We start from the raw sequence: 15,184 nt of genomic DNA on the forward strand, positions 1-15,184 counted from the left end.
TAGATGCGGGCGATACTTCATATCCTGACGACAATCGCGGTGATTGCATTGGCTTTCTGGGCCTACCGCGAGAACTACGCGACGCAGCAGGCGCTGTCCGAGGCGGATAAGCTGCATGCAAACATCCGTGACGCCCATTCCCGCCTTGCAGTGCTGAAGGCTGAATGGGCCTACCAGAACCGCCCCGAACGTCTGCGCGACTTGGCAGAGATCAATTTCGAGCGTCTGGGCTTGTTGCCCTTGCACCCGGACCAGTTTGGCCGTGTGGACGAGGTGGCCTATCCACCTGCACCGCTCCTGCCGATTACCAACCCTGTCGATGTTTCCAGTGCCGCCGCTGATGACGAGGACCCGCTATGATCCGCACGCCCCTGCGCCCGCTTGCCCGTATCCTAGAGGCCCGCCAAAAAGGCGAAAACCCCGATGCGATCGAGAACGAGAACAAGCGTATCCGGCATGAGCAGATGCGCGATCAGTCGCGCCTTCGCGCGGAAGGCCGGCTTCTGGTGCTTGGTGCGTTTTTCTTTTGTGCGTTTGCCGTTGTCGGTGCGCGCATGGCAATGTTGGCAAGCACTGATCCGGTTGAACCACGGGCACACGCCCCCGGTGCCGTCATTTCGGCCAGCCGTGCAGACATCGTAGACCGCAACGGCAATCTGCTGGCAACGAACTTTGACACACACGCGCTCTATGCCCAGCCGCGTCACATGGTTGATCCGATAATGGCGGCAAAAGGATTGGTCAAAGTCTTTCCCGATCTGAATGAAGAGCGGCTGATCAAAGACTTTACGGGCAAGCGCAAGTTCCTGTGGATTAAAAAGAAAATCAGCCCCGAGCAAAAACAGGCAGTCCATGACATCGGTGATCCAGGCTTGCTGTTCGCGCCACGCGATATGCGCCTGTATCCAAATGGCTCACTGGCCGCGCATGTGATGGGCGGGGCGTCTTACGGCAAGGAAGGCGTACATGCTGCGGAAGTAATTGGTGTAGCAGGGGTCGAGAAATACTTCGACGATTACCTGCGTGATCCTGCCAATGCGGGTAAGCCGTTGCAGCTTTCGCTGGATCTGACAGTGCAGGCCGCAGCGGAGCGTGTGCTTTGGGGTGGCATGAAGCTCATGAACGCCAAGGGCGCGACCAGCGTTCTGATGGATGTGAAAACCGGCGAAGTGATTTCCGTGGTCTCTCTGCCGACATTCGACCCCAACAACCGCCCACGGCCCGCTGTTGAAGGCGATGCATCAGACAGTCCACTGTTCAACCGGTCGGTGCAGGGCGTCTATGAATTAGGATCTGTCTTCAAGATTTTCACCGCCACGCAGGCGATCGAACTGGGGCTGGTCAATGCAAATACGATCATCAACACGGGCACCCCGCTCAAGGTTGGCGGGTTCAAGATCGGCGAATTTCAGGGCAAGAATTACGGCAAGCTGTCGGTGCAGGACATTATCGTAAAGTCGTCGAACCGTGGAACGGGCCGCATGGCCTTGCAGATCGGTGTGAACCGCCAGAAGGAATTCTTGCAGAGCCTGGGCTTTTTTGAGGCAACCCCGTTCGAGATCGTCGAAGCAGGTGGCGGTAAGCCGTTGTTGCCCAAACGCTGGACAGATTTGTCGACAGTAACAATTTCTTACGGGCACGGTTTGTCCACATCACCGATGCACTTGGCCGCCGGTTATGCGGCAATTGCCAACGGCGGCTACAAAGTGAAGCCCACGTTGCTGAAGCAGGACAAGCCGGTGCAGGGCCCCCGCGTCATGTCAGAACGTGCAGCGCGCGACGGGCGCAACATGTTGCGTGCCGTGGTGGCCAAAGGCACGGCAAGTTTTGCGCGCGTTCCGGGATACTTTGTCGGTGGCAAAACCGGCACTGCCGACAAGCCAAAGCCGCGCGGTGGCTACTACAAAAAGAAAACCCTTGCCACATTCGCGTCGATCTTTCCCTCCCATGATCCCAAGTACGTGCTGATCGTCACGCTGGATGAGCCTTCTGAGAATTCGGGCGAAAAGCCACGCCGGACTGCAGGTTGGACGGCGGTGCCCGTTGCGGCAGAAATGATCCGCCGCGTTGCTCCTTTGTTGGGGTTGCGACCGACTGTTGAACCCGTCAGCGAGGCCGTGGTAACGCTGACCAGCAGCAGCAACTGAGCAAAGAAGACAGCCATGTCCACCCGCACCGTTTCGCTTTCATCTTTAGGGCTTACGGGTCGGGGTGGCGGGAATCCCGACATCACCGGTATTGCCGTGGACAGCCGCGAAGTGCGCGATGGCTATCTTTTTGCCGCGATGCCTGGAAGTCGCGTGCACGGTGCAGAATTCATTCAATACGCTCTGCGGCAAGGGGCCGTTGCAGTTCTGACTGATGCTGAAGGTGCTGCAATTGCAGCTGACCTGATGGCTGAGGCGGGAACGACCGTTGTGGTATCAGACGCGCCGAGAGAGGCGCTGGCGCGTACCGCCGCGCTTTGGTTCGGTGCGCAGCCCAAGACCATGGTGGCCGTGACCGGAACAAACGGTAAGACATCCGTGTCGACCTTTGTGCGCCAGATCTGGATTGAAATGGGGATGCAGGCGGTCAACCTTGGCACGACCGGTGTCGAGGGGGCCTGGACCGCACCGCTGGCCCATACCACGCCAGAGCCGATTACCCTGCATCGCGCTTTGTCGGAGGCGGCTGCAAACGGTATCACCCATGCCGCGATGGAAGCATCTTCGCACGGTCTTGATCAGCGGCGCCTTGACGGTGTTACGCTGAAAGCGGCAGGTTTTACGAATTTTACGCAGGACCATCTGGATTATCACGAAACCTTTGAGGCTTACTTTGACGCCAAGGCGGGGCTTTTTGCCCGTGTCTTGCCCGAGGACGGCACAGCGGTGATCAACATTGATGATCCCAAAGGCGTCGAGATGGCAGCAATTGCACGGGCGCGTGGCTGCGAAGTTATGACAGTGGGACGCGATGCAGGCGACCTGCACCTCGCGGCGCAAAGGTTTGATGCGACGGGGCAGGATCTGCGGTTCTCCTACCGTGGCAAGGAATACCAAAAACGGCTGAACCTGATCGGTGGGTTTCAGGCGGAAAACGTGCTGCTGGCTTGTGGACTTGTGATCGCTTGTGGTGCGGATGCTGCGGATGTCTTTGATACGCTGCCGCACCTCACAACGGTCCGGGGCCGCATGCAACTGGCTGCGACACGCGATAATGGCGGGGCGGTCTTTGTGGATTATGCCCACACGCCAGACGCGATTGCGACAGCGCTTCAGGCGATGCGCCCTCATGTAATGGGCCGACTTGTAGCGATCGTGGGGGCAGGCGGCGATCGGGACGCAGGCAAGCGACCATTGATGGGAGCTGCTGCGGCGCAACATGCCGATCTGGTGATTGTGACCGATGACAATCCGCGCTCCGAAGACCCTGCAGCAATCCGCGCCGCGGTGTTGGAAGGCGCGCCAGAGGCCAGAGAAGTCGGCGACCGCGCCGAAGCGATCCTGCGCGGCGTTGATATGATCGGCCCCGGTGATGCGCTTCTGGTGGCCGGCAAGGGACATGAAACAGGGCAGACCATCGGTGACGATGTGCTGCCTTTTGATGATGTGGAACAGGCAAGCGTTGCGGTGGCGGCACTTGACGGGAGATTGGCATGAGCTTGTGGACAAGTGAGCAGGCAGCTGCGGCAACCGGTGGACGCGCCGTAGGACAATGGATCTGCGAAGGTGTGTCGATTGACACCCGTACGCTTGAGAAGGGCGATTTGTTTGTTGCGCTGACAGATGTGCGTGACGGACACGACTTCGTCGCGCAGGCGCTGGAGAAAGGCGCAGGTGCTGCACTTGTGTCCCGCGTGCCAGAAGGTGTGCCGGAAGATGCGCCGCTGTTGATCGTCAAAGATGTGCTGACCGGACTGGAGGCATTGGGCGCCGCAGGGCGCGCACGGACCGCCGCCAAGGTGGCTGCTGTCACAGGCAGCGTCGGCAAGACCTCGACCAAGGAAATGCTATTGGCGATGCTCTCTGATCAGGGCCGCACCCATGCCTCGGTGGCAAGTTATAACAACCACTGGGGTGTGCCGCTGACGCTTGCGCGGATGCCGCAGGACACGGAATATGCTGTCATTGAAATCGGAATGAACCATCCGGGTGAGATCGCGCCGCTGGCACGCATGGCGCAGCCTGAAGTGGCTATGGTGACAACTGTGGCGGCAGCACATCTTGAAGCTTTCGAGAATGTCGCAGGCATTGCGGTGGAAAAGGCGTCGATTTTTGAAGGCGTAGCGCCCGGTGGTGTGGCTGTTATCAACGCCGATATCGAACACGCCGCAATCCTGATGGCCAAGGCAGTCGACCGTAAGCTGCGCGAGATCGAGTTCGGCGAGAACGGCTTCCAATTCAAGCTGTTGGAGGTTGATGTTCAGGCTGATGCGACGGTGGTTCAGGCTGATGCAGACGGCACACCTTTGTTGTTCAAGATTGCCACGCCGGGGCGGCATTTCGCGATGAACGGTCTTGGCGCACTGGCCGTGGTGCAGGCTTTGGGGGCCGATCTGGCGCTGGCCGCGCAATCATTGGGACGCTGGACCCCATATGCCGGGCGCGGCGTCCGCGAGACAATCGTGCTCGATCCGGTCGAAACCCATCTGACACTGGATCTGATTGACGACAGTTACAACGCCAACCCGACCTCGATGGCGGCGTCGCTTGAAGTGCTGGCGGCAAGCCCCGTAACCCACGACATCGGCAGGGTCAGCAAGGGAAGGCGCATTGCTTTCCTTGGTGACATGAAAGAACTTGGCTCAGACGAGATCGCCTTGCACGCGGGTCTGGCGCATCTGGACGCGACCAAGACCCTTGATGTTGTACACTGTATCGGGCCGCTGATGCGCTCGCTCTATGATCTGTTGCCCGAACACCAGCGTGGTGACTGGACCGAAACATCGGAAGAGATGTTAACCGGTCTGCGTCAGAAACTCGACTCGGGCGATGTGGTGCTGGCCAAGGGATCTTTGTCGATGAAATTGGGCAGAATTGTTGACGCCATCCGCAAAATGGGCCATCGCAGTGACGATACATAGATGGGTGTGCGGCCCACTACATGATGATGAGGGACGCATAAGATGCTCTATTGGTTGACCCTGCTGTCGGATGGTGGCGATTTCTTTAACCTATTCCGCTATATCACCTTCCGTGCGGGCGGGGCGTTTCTGACTGCGCTTATCTTCGGGTTCCTGTTTGGCAAACCACTGATTGCTGTGCTGCGCCGCCGTCAGGGCAAAGGCCAGCCCATTCGTGATGACGGCCCCGAAGGGCATTTTGTCAAGGCGGGGACGCCGACAATGGGCGGGCTGTTGATCGTCGGGGCGTTGCTGACTTCCACATTGCTGTGGGCGCGGCTCGATAATCCGTTTGTCTGGCTGGTGCTGTTTGTCACGATGAGCTTTGCCGCCATCGGGTTTGCTGATGACTACGCAAAAGTAAGCAAGCAGAATACCAAGGGCGTTTCTTCTAAGGTGCGGTTGTTATTGGGTTTTCTGATCTCTGCCATCGCAGGGTATTGGGCCGCGCAATACCATCCCGAGGCGCTGCAATACCAGCTGGCGCTGCCGATCTTCAAAGACACGCTGATTAATCTTGGCTTCTTCTTCGTTCCCTTCGCGGTCATTGTGATCGTTGGGGCCGCGAATGCGGTAAACCTGACGGACGGTCTGGACGGGCTGGCGATTATGCCGGTGATGATCGCCGCCGGCACGCTGGGTGTGATTTCTTATGCTGTCGGTCGGGTTGACTTCACCGAATATCTGGATGTGCACTATGTACCCGGCACAGGTGAGATCCTTATTTTCACTGCCGGTCTTTTTGGCGGCGGGCTCGGCTTTCTATGGTACAATGCGCCACCTGCGGCGGTGTTCATGGGCGATACAGGCTCGCTTGCACTTGGCGGCGCCTTGGGTGCGATTGCGGTATCCACCAAGCACGAGCTGGTGCTGGCCATTGTCGGCGGGCTTTTTGTCGTCGAAGCACTGTCGGTTATCATTCAGGTGCTTTACTTCAAGCGCACCGGCAAGCGGGTGTTCCTGATGGCACCGATCCACCACCACTATGAAAAGAAGGGTTGGGCAGAGCCGCAGATCGTCATCCGTTTCTGGATCATCTCGCTTATCCTCGCCATCATCGGTCTGGCCACGCTTAAGGTCCGGTGAACTCGCTTAGAAGATCGACCAGTTCATTTTGCGGGCAAGTGTCGCAAGGGCTTCGGTGCCTTTGAGGCTGTTTCCATAGCGATTGAGACCGGGTGACCAGACCGCGATAGCAGCGGTCCCCGGCACAATTGCCAGAATGCCGCCGCCAACGCCCGACTTCCCCGGAATACCCACGCGGTAGGCAAAGTCGCCCGAGCCATCATAATGCCCGCAAGTCAGCATCAAGGCATTCAAGCGGCGGACCCGTGCGGTAGACAAAAGGCGCGGTCCTGTCGCGGCATCCATCAGGAACCGGCCTGCCATCGCAAGCTGGGTGGTCGTCATCTCAAGCGCGCAGTGGTGGAAATACGTGCCAAGTGTCATCTCCGGCGCGTTTTTCAGGTTGTCGAACGACGCCAGAAAATGCGCGAGGGCGAAGTTGCGGTGACCATGTGCTGTCTCGGAGGCGGCGACGGCCTCGTTGATGTGGATGTCATCGGACCCTGCTGCCGTGCGAATAAACTGCACGATTTCCGCCAGCGCATCGCGCGGCGCACGGCCGGACAGAATCTCATCGGTCGTGACGATGGCACCTGCATTGATGAATGGGTTTCGCGGGCGGCCGCCCTCGTGTTCAAGCTGAACAATGGAGTTGAAGGCCAGACCGGAGGGTTCGCGGCTGACCCGCTGCCACAACTGGTCACCCGAACGCCCCAAAGCGATGGCGAGCGTAAAGACCTTGGTCACAGATTGCACAGAGAAGCGGGTGTCGCTGTCGCCGGCGCTGTGAATTTTTCCATCGGCGGTGACAACGGTAATCGCGAATTGCGCAGGGTCTACGCGGGCAAGTTCGGGGATATAGCTGGCAGGCGTGCCCCAATTGGCATCGGTGCGCAGGTCAGCGTCAAGTTCACTCAAAAGCGTATCAAGATCGGGAATGGGCCTGCTCCGGCTTGTGAATAGGGCGCATCGGCATCATGGTGCCGCTGACAACTAACAGGGGTAAGGCAATGATTCCAGTGCAGGGTTTGGCAGGCGGCAAAGTGGCTGTGCTGGGGCTGGGGCGGTCCGGCTTAAGCGCTGCACGTGCCCTTCGCGAAGGCGGTGCGGAGGTGGTGTGCTGGGACGACAATCCGGCAGCACGCGACGCGGCCGCAGCAGAAGGTTTCGACTGTGAACCGTTCAAGACGCCGCAAGCATTTGAAGGTATAGCACGGCTGATCGTCAGCCCCGGCATCCCGCATCTCTATCCGCATCCCAATGCCATTGTTGCCTGCGCATTAGAAGCCGGTGTGCCGGTCGACAACGACATCGGTCTCTTTTTTCAAAGCTTTGCGACCTCTGCCTGGGGCAGTTTCGAGACGATGCCGAGGGTTGTGGCCGTGACGGGCTCAAACGGCAAATCCACGACCTCTGCGCTGATCCACCACATTCTGGAACACGTGAAACGCCCCTGCCAGTTGGCCGGGAACATCGGGCGTGGTGTGCTTGATATCGAACCTGCGGTGGACGGAGAGGTTGTCGTGCTGGAACTGTCGTCTTATCAGACAGACCTCGCGCGGAACCTGACCCCAGATGTTGCCGTATTCACCAACCTCAGCCCCGATCATCTGGACCGGCATCACGGTATGGGTGGTTATTTCGCTGCCAAAAGGCGGCTTTTTGCCGAAGGCGGGCCAGACCGTGCGGTGATTGGCGTGGACGAGGACGAGGGGCGGTTTCTGGCGGGACAGTTAAGCGAAGGGCCAGCAGATGACCGCGTGATCCGTGTCTCGGTCGAGCGCAAATTGACGGGGCCGGGCTGGCAGGTCGCTGCACGAAAGGGATTTTTGTCCGAGTACCGCAAAGGCAAGCAGGTGGCATCCATTGATCTGCGCAATGTGCCGGGCCTGCCGGGTTCGCACAACCACCAGAACGCCTGCGCCGCTTATGCCGCTTGTCGCAGCCTTGGCCTTGCACCCAAGGTCATTGAGACCGCGTTCCATTCGTTCGGGGGATTGCCGCACCGGAGCCAGACCATCGCTGAGCATAAGGGTGTGCGATACGTCAACGACAGCAAGGCCACGAATGTCGACTCTGCGGCAAAGGCTTTGGAAGCGTTCAAGAATATCCGCTGGATTTGTGGCGGACTTGAGAAAGAGGGCGGGCTGGAAGGCTTGGAAGGGCCAAGCGCGTCCGTTCGCAAGGCCTATGTAATCGGGCGAGAAGCGGCGGCTTTTGCAATGCAGCTTCCTGTCGAAGCAGAGGTTTGCGGCACGATGGATATCGCGGTGCGCCGCGCGGCGGAAGATGCGCAAGAGGGGGACGTCGTTTTGCTGGCACCAGCGGCGGCCAGCTTTGACCAGTATGACAGCTTTGAAAAACGCGGCGAAGATTTCATCGCGCAGGTTCAGACGGTTATTGCCCGCTGATCGCCCGCGCCGCTGCCATGCCGGATGACCACGCCCACTGGAAGTTGTAGCCGCCCAGCCATCCTGTGACGTCGACCGCTTCGCCGATAAAGTACAACCCCGGCACGTTTTTGGCCTCCATCGTCTTGGAGGACAGCGCATCGGTGTCGATACCCCCAAGGGTCACCTCGGCGGTGCGGTAGCCCTCTGTACCGTTGGGATGCAGCTCCCATGCAGCAAGGGTGTCAGTAAGATCGGTGAGACGCGCATCAGACCAATCGGCGAGGTTTCCAGAAAGGTCCATCTGTGTGCTCAGGTGATCCACAAGACGGGCGGGCAGGTGGCGCGACAGCTCGGTTGTAAAATTTTTGCGGCCTGCTGTCTGGCGCTGATCGCGCAGCTTGCCCAAAAGGTCGGCGGCAGGGATCAGATTAACCGTGATCGGATCGCCTGTATGCCAATAGGACGAGGCCTGTAGAACAGCGGGACCGGACAGGCCACGGTGTGTGAACAGCAAGGCTTCCTCGAATGTTGTACCGTTTGCGGTGACGCGTGCGGGGGTGGCAACGCCGGAGATTTCTGCAAAGCGGTTTTCGGCAAAGGTGAAGGGCACCAATGCGGCAGAGGTATCGGTAACGGGGATGCCGAACTGGTGCGCCACATCATAGGCAAAACCGGTTGCCCCCATCTTGGGAATTGACTTGCCACCGGTGGCAACAATCAAATTGTCGCTTATGATTTTGACTTCTTTGTCAGATGCTTCCAGCGTGAAGCTGAAGTGGTTGTCGAGCTTCTCTATGTTACGGACGCTTGCGCGCAAGCGCAGATCAACGCCCGCGTCCTCCATCAGTTTTCGCAACATCGCAACAATATCTTTGGCGGAGGTGTCGCAAAAGAGCTGGCCCAATGTCTTTTCGTGCCACGGGATATCAAAGCGATCTACAAGGGCGACAAAATCCCACTGTGTATAGCGGGCCAGCGCAGATTTGGCGAAGTGAGGGTTGTTGGACAGGAAGTTTTCCGGTCCTGCATACATATTTGTGAAATTGCAGCGCCCCCCGCCGGATATGCGGATTTTCTCTCCGGGGGCCTTGGCGTGATCGACCACGAGAACACGGCCCCCACAGTGGGCCGCGCACATCATTCCGGCAGCGCCGGCACCTATAATGACTGTGTCATAATGCATGGGGCGGGGCTTGCACCGATGCGGGGGCGGGGTCAAGTTCGTGTGATGCACCTTGCACAAATCCCGTGCGGCATCACCTCCCTTATGAACGCAAATAAAGGAGAGATAAAATGACACTCGCTGCAGGATCTGAATTCCCGAATATCGAAGTGCCGAAGCTTGGTGGGGGCACGCTGGTGCTGGGCGCACCACAGGGCGGGCATGACTGGAAGTTGGTCGTGGTTTACCGTGGTTTGCACTGCCCGATCTGCAAGAAGTACCTTGCTCAACTCGATGATCTCACAGCTGATTTTGCCGATTTGGGTGTGGATGTCGTCGCGGTTTCTGGGGACGGCGAGGAAAAGGCCCGTTCGATGGTTGACGAGAAAGAGCTGAAGCTGCCTTTGGGCTATGGCCTTACGATTTCTCAGATGAATGAATTGGGGCTCTACATAAGTGATCCGCGTAGCCCGCAGGAGACAGACCAGCCCTTCGCAGAGCCCGGCCTTTTTGTGGTGAACGGCGAGGGCAAAATCCAGATCATCGACATTTCGAACGCGCCGTTTGCGCGGCCTGATTTGTCTTCACTCGTGAACGGGGTCAAGTTTGTGCGCGAAAATGACTATCCGATCCGCGGGACCCACAAGCCTGCCTAAGATGTCCGCAGGCCGGGGCGAGCAGGGGGAAGACGCCTTGCGGAAAACCCCTAGCCTGCGGTCAAAAATGCGTTTATGCTGCAAATAACGACCCCAGAACGGGGCGGCCCTTTGGGGCTATCGAGGCAGTGTAAGGCAGACAGTCATGACAGCGATGGCGCATGGCATCATTCCGGTAACGGATGGTGAACCGATTCTTCCAAAGTGGTGGCGGACCGTTGATCGCTGGGCGTTGTCCTGTGTTCTGATGTTGTTTGCGGTGGGGCTCTTGCTAGGGCTTGCGGCGTCTGTCCCGTTGGCAGAGCGTAACGGCTTTCAACCCTTCCATTACGTGCAGCGGCAGGCGGTTTTTGGCAGCTTGGCGATTATGGCAATGCTGTTGACGTCAATGATGTCACCTATCGTGGTGCGTCGTCTGGCCGTAATCGGCTTTGTCGGTGCCTTTGTGGCTCTCGCTTTGTTGCCGTTTTTCGGTACGGACTTCGGAAAAGGGGCAACCAGATGGTATTCACTTGGATTTGCCTCGATCCAGCCGTCGGAATTTCTCAAGCCGGGTTTTGTGGTTGCGGCTGCGTGGATGATGGCGGCTTCACTTGAGATTAACGGCCCTCCGGGCAAAACGTGGTCTTTCGCGCTGTGCATCGCAATCGTGTTAATGTTGACGTTGCAACCGGACTTCGGACAGGCATGTCTGGTCCTTTTCGGCTGGGGTGTAATGTACTTCGTCGCTGGCGCACCGATGGTGCTGCTGGTCGGCATGGCAGCCATGGTCGTAATTGCGGGTACTGTTGCCTACGCAAATTCCGAACACTTTGCCCGCCGCATTGACGGATTTCTAAGCCCTGATGTCGATCCGACGACACAACTTGGTTATGCCACCAATGCAATCCGCGAGGGTGGTCTGTTCGGCGTCGGCGTGGGCGAGGGCGAAGTGAAATGGTCGCTGCCCGATGCGCACACGGACTTTATTATCGCAGTTGCAGCCGAAGAATACGGGCTGATCCTCGTGATGTGCATTATTGCCCTTTATACAGGCGTGGTTGTGCGGTCTTTGCTGCGATTGGTGCGCGAACGTGATCCGTTTATCCGTTTGGCAGGGACCGGCCTTGCCTGCATGTTCGGTGTGCAGGCGATGATCAACATGGGGGTGGCTGTACGTTTGCTTCCCGCAAAGGGAATGACGCTGCCGTTCGTAAGCTATGGCGGATCGTCAGTCATTGCGAGCGGGATTGCGGTGGGTATGCTGCTCGCCTTTACGCGCACACGCCCGCAAGGCCAGATTTCCGATCTTCTCGGGCGGGGGCGCGGCCGATGAGTGCGCCATTGCTCATCATTGCAGCGGGCGGGACCGGCGGACATATGTTTCCCGCGCAGTCGCTGGCTGAAGTTATGCTTGCGCGCGGCTGGCGCGTAAGGCTCAGCACGGACGCGCGTGGCGCGCGCTACACCAGCGGATTTCCTGATGCTGTCGAGATCGTCGAAGTCAGCTCGGCCACCTTCGCGAGGGGCGGGCTGCTCGCCAAGGCGCTGGTCGCCCCAAAAATTGCGATGGGTGTTTTGACGGCAGCATGGCGTATGATGCGTGATAAACCCGATGCAGTTGTCGGCTTTGGTGGCTATCCTTCCATTCCTGCGCTTGGCGCGGCTGTGATGCTTCGCATTCCTCGCATGATCCACGAACAGAACGGCGTTCTGGGGCGGGTGAATGAACTTTTCGCAAAGCGGGTCGATGCAATTGCCTGCGGAACCTGGCCCACCGAACTGCCCGAGGGTGTTGAAGGCACGCATGTCGGCAATCCGGTTCGCGCCGCTATCCTTGAGCGCGCAGGCGCGGGGTACATCCCGCCCGGTGATTACCCGATGGAGCTTTTGGTCATGGGCGGATCGCAAGGGGCACGTATCCTGAGTGATGTCGTGCCGCCTGCCATCGCTGCCCTGCCGATGGAAATGCTCCGCAACATCCGTGTCAGCCATCAGGCCCGTGACGAAGACGCAGAAAGAGTGACCGCCTTTTACGCAGAAAGCGGGATCGATGCGGAGGTGAAGCCTTTCTTTGATGATGTGCCGCGCCGCATGTCCGAAGCACAACTGGTAATTACGCGCGCCGGGGCGTCGACCATCGCCGATATGTCCGTCATCGGCAGGCCCAGCGTGCTGATCCCGCTTGCCGCCGCGATCCGCGACGAACAGACCGCAAACGGTCGCGGGCTGGTAGAAGCAGGTGCCGCGATCATGATGCAGGAAGATGTGGCTACACCAGAGGCCCTGAGCGAACAGATTTTAACCGTGCTGAGCAATCCCGAAGCAGCATTGCTGATGGCGCAGGGGGCGCTGTCGGTCGGCAAGCCCGAGGCCGCCGAAGCGCTCGCACGGATGGTGGAATTTCTCGTGGATAGAGGACAAAGACAATGAACGCAGCAGCCACGAAGCTTCCCACCGACGTGGGTCCGATCCATTTTGTGGGCATCGGCGGTATCGGCATGTCCGGCATTGCCGAAGTGCTTCTGAACCACGGCTACACCGTGCAGGGGTCTGACCTTAAAGCGTCCAAGATCACCGACCGTCTCAAGGAACTTGGTGCAAAGATTTTCGAAGGTCAGAAGGCCGAGAATATCGACGGCGCAGAAGTCGTCGTTATCTCTTCGGCGATCAAGAAGGGCAACGCAGAGCTGGACGCCGCGCGTCTTGCCGGTTTGCCGATTGTGCGCCGCGCCGAGATGCTGGCAGAGTTGATGCGCCTAAAATCCAATATCGCCGTGGCCGGAACCCACGGTAAGACGACCACAACAACTATGGTCGCCGAATTGCTTGTAGCCGGCGGCATTGATCCGACGGTTGTGAATGGTGGCATCATCCACGCCTATGGCTCGAACGCGCGAATGGGGCAGGGCGAATGGATGGTGGTTGAAGCGGATGAGAGCGACGGCACGTTCAACCGTCTGCCCGCAACCATCGCGATCGTCACCAACATCGACCCCGAGCACATGGAGCATTGGGGCGACTTTGATACCCTGCGTCAGGGATTTGTCGATTTTGTCTCTAACATCCCCTTTTACGGTCTGGCTGTGTGCAACACCGACCATGACGAAGTGCAAAAACTGGTTGGTAAGATTACCGACCGGCGTGTGATGACCTATGGTTTCAATGCACAGGCAGATGTGCGGGCGAAAGGTCTGCACTACAAAGCTGGCGTTGCGCATTTCGATATTCATTTGCAGGCAGAAGACAAGGTTATCGAAAACTGTGCCTTGCCGATGCCGGGGGATCACAATGTCTCAAACGCCTTGGCCGCTGTCGCGGTATCCCGGCATCTGGGCATGAAGATTGACGAAATCCGAGAAGCGCTTGCGGCCTTCGGTGGCGTTAACCGCCGCTTTACGAAGGTGGGTGAAGTTGACGGCGTGACAATCATTGATGACTACGGCCACCATCCGGTTGAGATTGCCGCCGTGCTGAAAGCGGCGCGTCAGGCGACCGAAGGGCGCGTCATTGCCGTGCATCAACCGCACCGGTATTCGCGTCTTAGCCATCACTTCGATGAATTCTGCGCGTGCTTCAACGATGCGGATGTCGTTGGTATCGCGGATGTTTTTGCCGCAGGCGAAGACCCGATTGAAGGGGCGTCCCGCGATGATCTGGTTGCCGGTCTTATCCGGCACGGGCACCGTCATGCGCGGTCTGTGACTGGTGAAGAAGACCTCGTGCGGCTGGTTCGTGAACAAGCGGGACCGGGTGACATGGTTGTTTGTCTGGGTGCCGGTACGATCAGCACCTGGGCAAACGGATTGCCGGAAAAGCTGGCGGCTCTAAAAGGTGCTGCCGCGTGATGCAGGGACTTGCGATATCCGCGCCATGGTGCGCCGTCGCAAATTCCGACTTTGGGGGACCATCGAAGGCGAAGGGTGCTTGCAACATCCGACACTTCATTAACTCCGGTCCGCAAGGCCCTTGGCCTGTGCGACCTCTTAAGAAAGGTATCTCCTCATGACCCTCCTTTGGATATGTGTGCTTTGGGTGTTTGCATCCGCTGGCATTGCCGTTTTGCCGTTGCGCCAGCAATTTTTGCCCGGCGCGTTCTTGTTGCTGACGGGTCCTTTGCTGATCCTGCTGATCGCGTTTCAGGTTGGCTGGTTCATGGCGCTTCTGGCTTTGGCGGCATTCGGATCGATGTTCCGTAACCCGCTGATGTTCCTCTGGGCCAAATTGCGCGGCCAGAACCCGGCTCTGCCACAGTGAGCCTTTCGCTGACGTTAGCCTGCGTTTGGGCGTTAATTGCCAATGTTCTGGCCATGACGCCCAGTCGCGACCAACATTGGCGCAATGCCTATATTCTGATTGCGCTTGGTATTCCTCTTTTGGGGTATGTCACGGTGCAGCACGGCCCATGGGTCGCGCTTTTGGTGTTGGCGGGTGGCTGCTCTATTCTGCGCTGGCCGCTGATATATCTCGGTCGTTGGGTGCGGCGCAGTGTAACACAGACGGGCGGCCCGGCGGAATGACCGTAACGGTCGGAACACTGGTTGGCCTGCTGGCGTTCTGGATGGCGGCCTGCTGTTTTTGCGGGCTCAAGGGGCGCTACGTCTGGTTTGCAGCGGTCTTGCTGTTTGGCCTGACGCTCAATCTGATCTGGATGATGGTCGGGCTGGATGCCAGCATTCGCGAAATACATGTGCTGGTCGCACAGATCTCTGCCACGATGTATGCGGTGATCGCTTTCGTCATCGGCAGGTTTCTGGGCCGCATCCGTCGTGCGTGGGCAGAAAGTGCAGTTGACGAGGCTGGGATTTGACCTCGGCTTGTT

General features: G+C 58.5%; 15 protein-coding genes. 13 read left to right on the forward strand and 2 right to left on the reverse strand.

The annotated features are described in order from the left end of the window. Positions 1 to 3: 3 nt before the first annotated feature. The 5 genes from ftsL to mraY are packed head-to-tail and all read left to right on the forward strand — an operon-like array spanning position 4 to position 6,193. Positions 4 to 360, forward strand: coding sequence for a cell division protein FtsL (ftsL, locus tag Z946_RS0117015; RefSeq protein WP_025056927.1), 357 nt, complete (start codon positions 4 to 6; stop codon positions 358 to 360). Further along, positions 357 to 2,147, forward strand: coding sequence for a peptidoglycan D,D-transpeptidase FtsI family protein (locus Z946_RS0117020; protein WP_025056928.1), 1,791 nt, complete (start codon positions 357 to 359; stop codon positions 2,145 to 2,147). The genes ftsL and Z946_RS0117020 overlap by 4 nt, the downstream gene beginning before the upstream one ends. Before the next feature lie 15 nt (positions 2,148 to 2,162). After that, the gene (locus Z946_RS0117025; RefSeq protein WP_025056929.1) at positions 2,163 to 3,644 is read left to right on the forward strand and encodes a UDP-N-acetylmuramoyl-L-alanyl-D-glutamate--2,6-diaminopimelate ligase; all 1,482 of its coding nucleotides are present in this window, start codon (positions 2,163 to 2,165) and stop codon (positions 3,642 to 3,644) included. Continuing rightward, entirely contained in the window at positions 3,641 to 5,068 is a 1,428-nt protein-coding gene (locus Z946_RS0117030) for a UDP-N-acetylmuramoyl-tripeptide--D-alanyl-D-alanine ligase (RefSeq protein ID WP_025056930.1), read from the forward strand. Before Z946_RS0117025 ends, Z946_RS0117030 begins: the two co-directional genes overlap by 4 nt. Before the next feature lie 42 nt (positions 5,069 to 5,110). After that, positions 5,111 to 6,193 carry a phospho-N-acetylmuramoyl-pentapeptide-transferase gene (gene mraY, locus Z946_RS0117035; protein WP_025056931.1) on the forward strand — a complete coding sequence of 361 codons (1,083 nt, stop codon included), beginning with the start codon at positions 5,111 to 5,113 and terminating at the stop codon, positions 6,191 to 6,193. A 6-nt stretch (positions 6,194 to 6,199) separates the two neighbouring features. On the opposite strand, the gene Z946_RS0117040 is transcribed toward mraY, so the two are convergent. Further along, positions 6,200 to 7,111 carry a glutaminase gene (locus tag Z946_RS0117040; protein WP_025056932.1) on the reverse strand — a complete coding sequence of 304 codons (912 nt, stop codon included), beginning with the start codon at positions 7,109 to 7,111 and terminating at the stop codon, positions 6,200 to 6,202. 71 nt (positions 7,112 to 7,182) lie between these two features. Between Z946_RS0117040 and murD the strand changes: the two genes are divergently transcribed. Further along, positions 7,183 to 8,583, forward strand: coding sequence for a UDP-N-acetylmuramoyl-L-alanine--D-glutamate ligase (gene murD / locus Z946_RS0117045; protein ID WP_025056933.1), 1,401 nt, complete (start codon positions 7,183 to 7,185; stop codon positions 8,581 to 8,583). Here murD and Z946_RS0117050 read toward each other — a convergent pair. Then, positions 8,570 to 9,748, reverse strand: a complete 1,179-nt coding sequence (locus Z946_RS0117050; protein WP_025056934.1) for a BaiN/RdsA family NAD(P)/FAD-dependent oxidoreductase — start codon at positions 9,746 to 9,748, stop codon at positions 8,570 to 8,572. The two genes, murD and Z946_RS0117050, sit on opposite strands and share 14 nt — an antisense overlap. A gap of 110 nt (positions 9,749 to 9,858) precedes the next feature. Here Z946_RS0117050 and Z946_RS0117055 point away from each other — a divergent pair, with 110 nt between their 5' ends. The 7 genes from Z946_RS0117055 (at position 9,859) to Z946_RS0117085 (ending at position 15,172) form a co-directional block, all read left to right on the forward strand. After that, positions 9,859 to 10,383, forward strand: coding sequence for a peroxiredoxin-like family protein (locus Z946_RS0117055; protein ID WP_025056935.1), 525 nt, complete (start codon positions 9,859 to 9,861; stop codon positions 10,381 to 10,383). Between the two features lie 145 nt (positions 10,384 to 10,528). After that, complete coding sequence (gene ftsW, locus Z946_RS0117060; RefSeq protein ID WP_025056936.1) at positions 10,529 to 11,698, forward strand: putative lipid II flippase FtsW; 1,170 nt, start codon at positions 10,529 to 10,531, stop codon at positions 11,696 to 11,698. After that, complete coding sequence (locus Z946_RS0117065; RefSeq protein ID WP_025056937.1) at positions 11,695 to 12,795, forward strand: UDP-N-acetylglucosamine--N-acetylmuramyl-(pentapeptide) pyrophosphoryl-undecaprenol N-acetylglucosamine transferase; 1,101 nt, start codon at positions 11,695 to 11,697, stop codon at positions 12,793 to 12,795. The genes ftsW and Z946_RS0117065 overlap by 4 nt, the downstream gene beginning before the upstream one ends. Then, a complete protein-coding gene (gene murC / locus Z946_RS0117070; RefSeq protein ID WP_025056938.1) occupies positions 12,792 to 14,210 on the forward strand; it encodes a UDP-N-acetylmuramate--L-alanine ligase in 1,419 nt (472 codons plus the stop codon). Before Z946_RS0117065 ends, murC begins: the two co-directional genes overlap by 4 nt. A 157-nt stretch (positions 14,211 to 14,367) precedes the next feature. Continuing rightward, positions 14,368 to 14,619, forward strand: a complete 252-nt coding sequence (locus Z946_RS0117075; protein WP_025056939.1) for a DUF2484 family protein — start codon at positions 14,368 to 14,370, stop codon at positions 14,617 to 14,619. Next, entirely contained in the window at positions 14,616 to 14,882 is a 267-nt protein-coding gene (locus Z946_RS0117080; RefSeq protein WP_025056940.1) for a DUF2484 family protein, read from the forward strand. Before Z946_RS0117075 ends, Z946_RS0117080 begins: the two co-directional genes overlap by 4 nt. Next, positions 14,879 to 15,172 (forward strand): hypothetical protein, encoded by a 294-nt coding sequence (locus Z946_RS0117085; protein ID WP_025056941.1) that lies wholly within the window; start codon positions 14,879 to 14,881, stop codon positions 15,170 to 15,172. Before Z946_RS0117080 ends, Z946_RS0117085 begins: the two co-directional genes overlap by 4 nt. Positions 15,173 to 15,184: the final 12 nt, after the last annotated feature.

The organism is Sulfitobacter noctilucicola (assembly GCF_000622385.1).
Classification (GTDB): Bacteria; Pseudomonadota; Alphaproteobacteria; order Rhodobacterales; family Rhodobacteraceae; genus Sulfitobacter; species Sulfitobacter noctilucicola.

Coding starts and splice junctions, on each gene's coding strand:
- ftsL (WP_025056927.1), top strand. CDS start 4: ATGCGGGCGATACTTCATATCCTGACGACAATCGCGGTGATTGCATTG.
- Z946_RS0117075 (WP_025056939.1), top strand. CDS start 14,368: ATGACCCTCCTTTGGATATGTGTGCTTTGGGTGTTTGCATCCGCTGGC.
- Z946_RS0117055 (WP_025056935.1), top strand. CDS start 9,859: ATGACACTCGCTGCAGGATCTGAATTCCCGAATATCGAAGTGCCGAAG.
- Z946_RS0117065 (WP_025056937.1), top strand. CDS start 11,695: ATGAGTGCGCCATTGCTCATCATTGCAGCGGGCGGGACCGGCGGACAT.
- Z946_RS0117050 (WP_025056934.1), bottom strand. CDS start 9,748: ATGCATTATGACACAGTCATTATAGGTGCCGGCGCTGCCGGAATGATG.
- mraY (WP_025056931.1), top strand. CDS start 5,111: ATGCTCTATTGGTTGACCCTGCTGTCGGATGGTGGCGATTTCTTTAAC.
- Z946_RS0117085 (WP_025056941.1), top strand. CDS start 14,879: ATGACCGTAACGGTCGGAACACTGGTTGGCCTGCTGGCGTTCTGGATG.
- ftsW (WP_025056936.1), top strand. CDS start 10,529: ATGACAGCGATGGCGCATGGCATCATTCCGGTAACGGATGGTGAACCG.
- Z946_RS0117020 (WP_025056928.1), top strand. CDS start 357: ATGATCCGCACGCCCCTGCGCCCGCTTGCCCGTATCCTAGAGGCCCGC.
- murC (WP_025056938.1), top strand. CDS start 12,792: ATGAACGCAGCAGCCACGAAGCTTCCCACCGACGTGGGTCCGATCCAT.
- murD (WP_025056933.1), top strand. CDS start 7,183: ATGATTCCAGTGCAGGGTTTGGCAGGCGGCAAAGTGGCTGTGCTGGGG.
- Z946_RS0117030 (WP_025056930.1), top strand. CDS start 3,641: ATGAGCTTGTGGACAAGTGAGCAGGCAGCTGCGGCAACCGGTGGACGC.
- Z946_RS0117025 (WP_025056929.1), top strand. CDS start 2,163: ATGTCCACCCGCACCGTTTCGCTTTCATCTTTAGGGCTTACGGGTCGG.